At 41.1% G+C, this 7,337-nt stretch carries 3 protein-coding genes; 1 reads left to right on the forward strand and 2 read right to left on the reverse strand.

The genetic code is table 11. From position 1 onward, the window contains the following. Positions 1-5,431: ESPR-type extended signal peptide-containing protein (locus HKX40_RS10485; RefSeq protein ID WP_171589532.1), on the reverse strand; the 5,431-nt coding region annotated here is incomplete at its 3' end. 822 nt (positions 5,432-6,253) lie between these two features. On the opposite strand from HKX40_RS10485, the gene HKX40_RS10490 reads away from it, so the two are divergent. Next, a complete protein-coding gene (locus HKX40_RS10490) occupies positions 6,254-6,766 on the forward strand; it encodes a HugZ family pyridoxamine 5'-phosphate oxidase (RefSeq protein ID WP_171589533.1) in 513 nt (170 codons plus the stop codon). Between the two features lie 214 nt (positions 6,767-6,980). On the opposite strand, the gene HKX40_RS10495 is transcribed toward HKX40_RS10490, so the two are convergent. Beyond that, a partial coding sequence (locus HKX40_RS10495; RefSeq protein WP_171589534.1) for an autotransporter domain-containing protein occupies positions 6,981-7,337 on the reverse strand: 357 nt, incomplete at its 5' end.

Consider the following 7,337-nt stretch of genomic DNA (forward strand, 5'->3'; position numbering starts at 1 on the left):
CCTCACTATAACCAACACCAGCGCGGAAATCCATATCCATTTTCTCACCAACTGGCGTACTACCATACATACCAAGCAAGAAAGTATCTGCACTTAATGTTTGTTGTGACGGTGAACCGATGCTACCTGCATGATCATGACCATAACCTACCATCATACCTATACGTGTTTGGTTATAGCATACATGACCACCTGCTGCTGCATAGTAACTCTCGTTACGGTAACCTGCTGCCCCACGGTAATCGTGTTGTTTACCCCAACCCCCTTGTAATTTACCCCATACATGGCGGTCAGAACCTGTCTTCAAATCTGTCGTACAACGATCAGTAAAGCTCGCTAAACCAACCACATTAGCTGCACTATCTGCAATCACTTGGCTACTAGCACCTGCTAACGTTGGCAATGACTCTAACACAGCATCAGCTGCTTGTTTGTCATCACGAATCGTATAGAACAAACGAGCAATCTCTCCTGCTCGGTCTTGAACAAAAATGGTATCTAATGCACGTCCTGCATCTACCGCACGGTCAAAGCCTAATTTATCCACAATATTGGCAAGACTCTTATCTCCCCCCGTTGAGTAAGGTGTTAAACCAAGTGATTTATGATCATTGCTAATATAAGGAACGAAATCAAAAAGGTGGCTATTGTCATCATAACTGGCAAATTTGCCAATAATTTGACCATTTGGCGTGGTAATAACGTTCTCGAAACTACCATTTGCCAAGTCCTCTTCTCGGCTACCTGCAATATCCGTAAACAAGTGACCATTATCAAGGTTAGCGTTACCATTGACTTGAACTTTGGTATAGCCTTCAGGTGTTGCTGTTACTGATAAGGTACCACCACCATTAAGGTTGAGATTACGTAACTCAGTGCCACTCGCATCAATAGCCAAAGTCGCAGGTGACTTCACATTCACTGTTGCCTTACCTAACTTACCACCTTCTGAGATTTGCAATGTGCCATCATTCACATTGACTGCACCAGCAAATGGGTTGTTAGCTTTCACATTGAAAGTACCTGCTCCCTCTTTGTTAAATGTACCCTCACCACTAATTGGTGCAGATGCTGGTTGGGTGACTGTACCTGAAGCCACATTGAGATTTAACGTACCGTTCACGTTAATAGCATCTTTACCATCTGGTGTACTGTTAAATCCATCAAAGAGTTTAGCACCATCGGTTGGATTGAGATTCAAAGTCGCATTGTTAGCCACATTGATAGTGGATGCTTCATCGTCAGCCGTATCAGGACTTACAATATTAGGGGTCGTTAATGCCGCCTTCGGATTGACATTAAGCGCACCACCATTCATTGAAATAGGGTTGGTCGCATTCAATGTACCAGCAGGTGAACCAGAAGCATCACCCACATTCAAAGTACCATCCTTGGCGACATTCACATCCTTAGCAGCTACGTCACCATTCACGTTGACCATTGCTGGTGTCTCATCGCTATCACCAACATTTAATGTATCTGCATTGAGGGTAGAACCACTACCTACTGTCAATGCACCATCATTCGCATTCACTGTACCGATAGTGTTAGTTGGTGCGGTTAAATCTAATTCACCTGTACCATCTTTATTCAATTCACCTGTGCCAGTAATGCCTGCGGTATCCGCTTGAGTCGCTGTATTACCAGCCGCCACATCCACATTTAATGCGCCATCAATATTGATAGCATCCCCTTTAGAGGTATCTAAACCTGCAAATAAGGGTTGATCTCCTGTCGGTTTAAGCGTTAATGAGCCTGTGCTACCCACATTAATCTTGGCATCATCTGCTGCATCTGGAGCAGCAGGGTCAGAAGTAATATTGCCTGCATTCAAGGCACCGTCCACGTTAACATTACCTGAATTCACCACAAAGTTATTTTGACCATCGTTACCAGAATTTAATGTACCACCTTGAGCGATGTCTACCGTACCACCATTAACGGTCGCACTATCTGTCGCTGTCACAGTGCCTCCACTGTTTACCTTGATGTTACTATCCTTATTCGCCACTAAGTCAGTCGCCTTGACAATACCATCAGCATTGAGTGAGGCAGTATTTGGGTCACCATTGCCGTCACCTACCGTCAATGCACCTGCATCTAAGGTCGCACCGCTCGCTACATTCACAGCACCATCATTGATGTTGGTATTAGCAGCTGTCGTAGTGTTACCATTGACGTTGACAGTACCGTCGTTATCAACAATTAGATTTTCAGTGTCAGTCTGACCTAAGAGGTTAAGAATACCACCTTCGGCTTTTAAGGTATCCAAGACATCTAACACACCTTTGCTGTCTACCTGTCCATCTGGGCCTTTGACTGTCAAATTGTCTGCATTCACAGTACCCGCATTATCTAACTTCGCAGAGCCTGCATCACCACTACCGTCACCTACAGTGATGTCACCACCAGTTAAAGTAGCTCCACTATCTACAGTCACAGTACCTTCGTTAATCGCAGTCTTCGGTGTTTCTACTGTACCCTTGTTCACATCAACAGTACCGCCATTAACAGCGATACCATCAGCTCCTGATACAGTTAATGAACCCGTATTAGTATCATCACCAACCGCTAGATTACCATCTTTATCGACTGTTACTTTATTGGCAGTCACTTCACCGTTAGCTACCAAATTCGCTGCTTCGCTATCACCGTCACCGACAGCAATATCGCCACCTTTCAATGTCGCACCACTATCTACAGTCACAGTACCTTCGTTAATCGCAGTCTTCGGTGTTTCTACTGTACCTTTGTTCACATCAACAGCACCGCCATTGACAGCAATGCCATCTGCTCCTGATACTGTTAATGAACCTTCATTAGTATCATCACCTACACTTAAGCCACCATCTTTATTAACCACAACACTGGTAGCATTAACCGTACCGTTAGCCACTAATTTAGCTGCATCTGCTGCCAATGTACTATCGTCATCACCTACTTTAATAGCCCCACCATTTAAAGTAGCACCGTTATCGACAGTGATAGTGCCATCATTGATATTCGTTGCTGTCGTAGCAGTTAATTTTTTAGCTACTTCTATACCGCCAGCATCAACGTTAAGCGTACCGATGGTATTTTCTTGCGTTAATTTTAAATCTCCATAGCCGCTCTTATTCAATGAACCTGTACCAGTGAAACCAACACCATCTGCAGCATCGTATTGACTAACCGTTGCCCCATTATCAACAGCAACATTCCATACACCGTTAACAGTAATAGCATCAGTTGCAGCTACTTTCTTGAAATTATTGAAAAGCACATCACCCGCAGAAAGGTTGGTAGTTAATGTACCATCCACAATAACTTTTGCCTGATCAGCACCGGCAGTATCTTCAGAGTAGATATTTCCTGCATTAACAGTACCACCTGACACCACATTTAAGGTCCCGTTATCAATCTTGATATCGCCTGTATTATTTGCTGTCGTAAGTGAGCCTGCCACCTCTAATATCGGAGGAGTATTACTGTTTGCAAAGGTATTATTATCATCAATCACTACATCGCTGGTACCTGTAATACTACCACCACTAGCAATTTTCAGTGTACCGTCAGAAACAATGGTTTGCCCTGTATAGGTATTAGCTTTGGTTAATATCGTTGTGCCAGTTCCGATTTGTGCAAAATCACCCGCACCACTGATCTGTTTTGCCAATGTATATTCATTGGTACGATTTACCGCTGCTTTAGCCCCTTGTCGTATCTCAATACCACCATCACCAGCACCAAAAGTCCCTGTTGTTCCAGCATAGCCAGCTTGCAGAACACCTTGTTCTATAATTGTGTTGCCTGTTTGTTGGTTATCTGCTGTCAATACTAAGGTTCCCAGACCTGTTTTGGTATAAGTGCCTACTTGTGAGTCACCCTTTGGCATTGTCAAACGGGAGGTAACTGCAAGCAAATCTCCATAACAGTTATCTTGAATACAATTATGTAAAGTTGTGGGACCTGTGTTAGTTAAACTTGAATCCGAGTTCAAGTTTTGTACATTCATATCTTGAAAATAAGCATTTCCATCTTGAACGACAACTTTTCCCTCTACGATATCAATCTTAGTATTTCCAGCACCTAAGGAAACACCGAGATGGCGTCCACTAGCATCTGTTCGACTAGTTATCCCTTCGAATAAATCTTTCTGATTATCTGTGATTTTTAATGTACCACCATTTAAGGCAATAATAATTTCTTGGTTATTCTGATCTACCTCGGCGACTCCAGTGTTTTCTCGGCTAATTGCTGTTGTTTCAATTGTTCCACCACTTAGGTAAACACGGGCAGCTTTTAAATTATCAGAGGAACTAATAATAATTCCACTTGTATCATTATTTGTATTACCGACTTTTAGTGTTCCACCTGTAACATTAACAATTGCATTACCATAAGGGTTTGAACTTAAACGATCTTTACCTAAATAGAGCTTATTTTTGATATTAACGTCACCAGCAGAGACATTTAACACCCCTTTTGCCCCAGCAAAACTGAGAATAGTTTCATCCCCTAAGGTAACATTTCCACCTTTTGCATTAAATACAATCGCATTATTTGTAAATGTGCCTATATAGGTGGTTCGGCTGCTACCATCCATTGTATCATTCAAATTAACTGTAGAACCCTGCTCTGCATTAACCGTAATATACTCAAGATGTTTAGGTGATATGCCTAGGTTACCACTAGTATTGATAGCTTTTTTATTTGTATAAGAAAAGCCCACATTAGCATCACTAGATAAGGTACCGCCATTGATATTAAGATTAATCACATGACTCGCATAGTTTGAAAAGCCAGACACCCCTGCCGCACTGACAAAATCATAATCTTTATCCCCTCTGGCTGAGTTTGCAAGCATCTTGAATGTTCCATTAACATCCATATCTAAGTAAACTCGCCCTTTATCAGCCGGGATACCACCCCTTAAAGTAGACACTGGGTAATTCTGAGACCCTCCAGAATTATCAGGTCCGGTAACCTTTACTGTATTTTTATCCTCAATGGTCACACCACTCGCAATAGTAATTTTACTTGGTGTTTCTTTACTATTGATATAGATAAAACGGTTAGTATTATTAGTATCCTCGTCAGGAACTGAGGCATTATAAAACGTGCCACTATGATTAAAAGTTAAGCTATCTCCATTATTCAACGCATGAGCATTGATGTGCTCAGTTGTTGTGCTTAGCGTAGTCGTAGGCGCACTAAAAAATGCTTCAGGGCTATCATAAGCCGTTGCTGCTGCTTGCCCCGATAAAGCCAATAACACAACAAACGATAAAGGCTTTAAAATAAGAGCAGGTTGTTTTTTAACACCTTGTTCTGCCGAAAGAACAGAGGTTACTTGAGTTGTTGTCGACTTTCCTTTTGCACGAGCCAATTCTGAAACACATTGCCACAATCCTAATGTTGCATTCCAAACCACACGATAAATTTTATTCATAGACTTTATTCCTATTTAAAACATGCTCTTCTCAAGATGCAACCTCACCAAGAGAAGGCGTTTACTCGCCATCAATGAAGGAAATTGAATCCATAACCTAGAAGTTAAGTCAACTATTCTAGAGGACTCTCATCAAGAACAATATTTAAAGTGTGAGTATTTTTCTTTACTTTTACACCTACCTTAAAATCAAAAAAAAAAAAAAAACAACCTTTTCAATGAGATAGCTCAACAAAAAGCCATATATCAAGATACGTAACAAATATTCATTTACAAATTACATTTATTTCTGTTGTTCTACAGCGACGAAAAATAAAGCACAACCAACAATTGTTTGAATATTCTTATTTTTTATAAAAAAATCAATTTATTATTGGAATACGAATCTCTCTCAATACGTTGTTGAATAGCATTCTCTCACTAAACACTTCTCAGCCGTATTTTTTGCACCAATTATTGATATAACCACCTGTATTATGATTATTTTTTAAAAAAACAAAGCATCTTTTTCTCCCTGAAAAAATAAAAATAAAGAAATAATTTTCAATATGAAATTATTTCTGCATTCCTGACCTTATACTATCCTTCTTTTCCTCTCACAACAAAGGCTAGAAAAAGAAACTTCATGTGTACATTGTAGATGCTTTCGCATAATACTTGCTTTTCGCATAAAATGAACGCATCATACACAATCATCTTTATTGAATGAAGCATGACATACCGAAAACTCTCACACGACATTTGATAGAGCAACAACACCAACAACTTCTCTTTTCTCCCCCATCACCTGAAACAATGTGATGCATTTTTAGGAGTATTGCTATGGCCCAATCCATTAATCTGAACGAAATACGCCAACAGGCTTTACAATTTCCTTCTCATTTCCAATCTGTACAACTCGCCACTTGCTGCAAGGATGGCATTCCTGAAGCGAGCTATGCGTGCTATCTTTTTAAAGACGGCAAATACTATCTCTATCTCAGTCGTTTAGCCGCTCACTTTAATAATCTTGCAACCAACCCCCATTGTTCCCTGTTATTTATTGAAGACGAAGATAAAGCAAAACAGATATTTGCTAGGCAACGCCTTACCATCCAATGTAGTGTTAGTATTATTCTGCGAGGTAGTGATGTGTTTAACCGAACGATGGATGACTTTGCTGAACGCTTTGGTAGCTTTATGAAAGCAGTGCGTGATTTAACCGATTTTGAATTATTTGAGTTGTCTCCTGAACACGGTAGTTATGTGGCTGGTTTTGCACAAACTTATCGCCTATCTGGGACGGACTTTACCAATATCACTCCCGTGCTACCTGCCAGTGAACGCCAAGATTAAGGGCTGTTTTTCACTGGCTTGCTTCCATACGAGTCTGCCCATCCATTGAGCCCCTCCACTTGTCTCTGTCTTAAATAACGAAAATTTACAGCACAATTAAAGCAAAAGCCCCAAGACAGTATTCCGCTTGAGGCTTTTTTGATAAGTCATAGTAACCATATTCTAAAAGTTTTTCACAAGAGGTAGCCGATACGCTACCCCTCCTAAATTAACCTTAGAAAGCTACTTTTAATGTCGCTCCTACGCTTTGGTTTCTATAACCAGCACGGAACTGTGCATCATAACCCACCGAGAACGTTGCACGGTCATTCGCATGATAATTCACACTCAATCCCGCTTGTCCACTCACACGGTTATGTTTGGCTCCTTCTACCGTAAATGGTACATTTGGTGCACCTGCAAAGGCGACTCGAGCAGACGCTGGTTTACCCAACAAGTCATAACCCACGCCAACACGCGTATTAATCGTCCACTTATCCGCCACACGTGCCAACGCTTCCACACCTACTTGTGATGTCAACGTATGATAGCTACGTGCTTTGGCTTGTAGATTCAATACCCCTGCACCTGT

It is taken from the genome of Pelistega europaea (genome assembly GCF_013133775.1).
GTDB classification, from domain to species: domain Bacteria; phylum Pseudomonadota; class Gammaproteobacteria; order Burkholderiales; family Burkholderiaceae_B; genus Taylorella; species Taylorella europaea.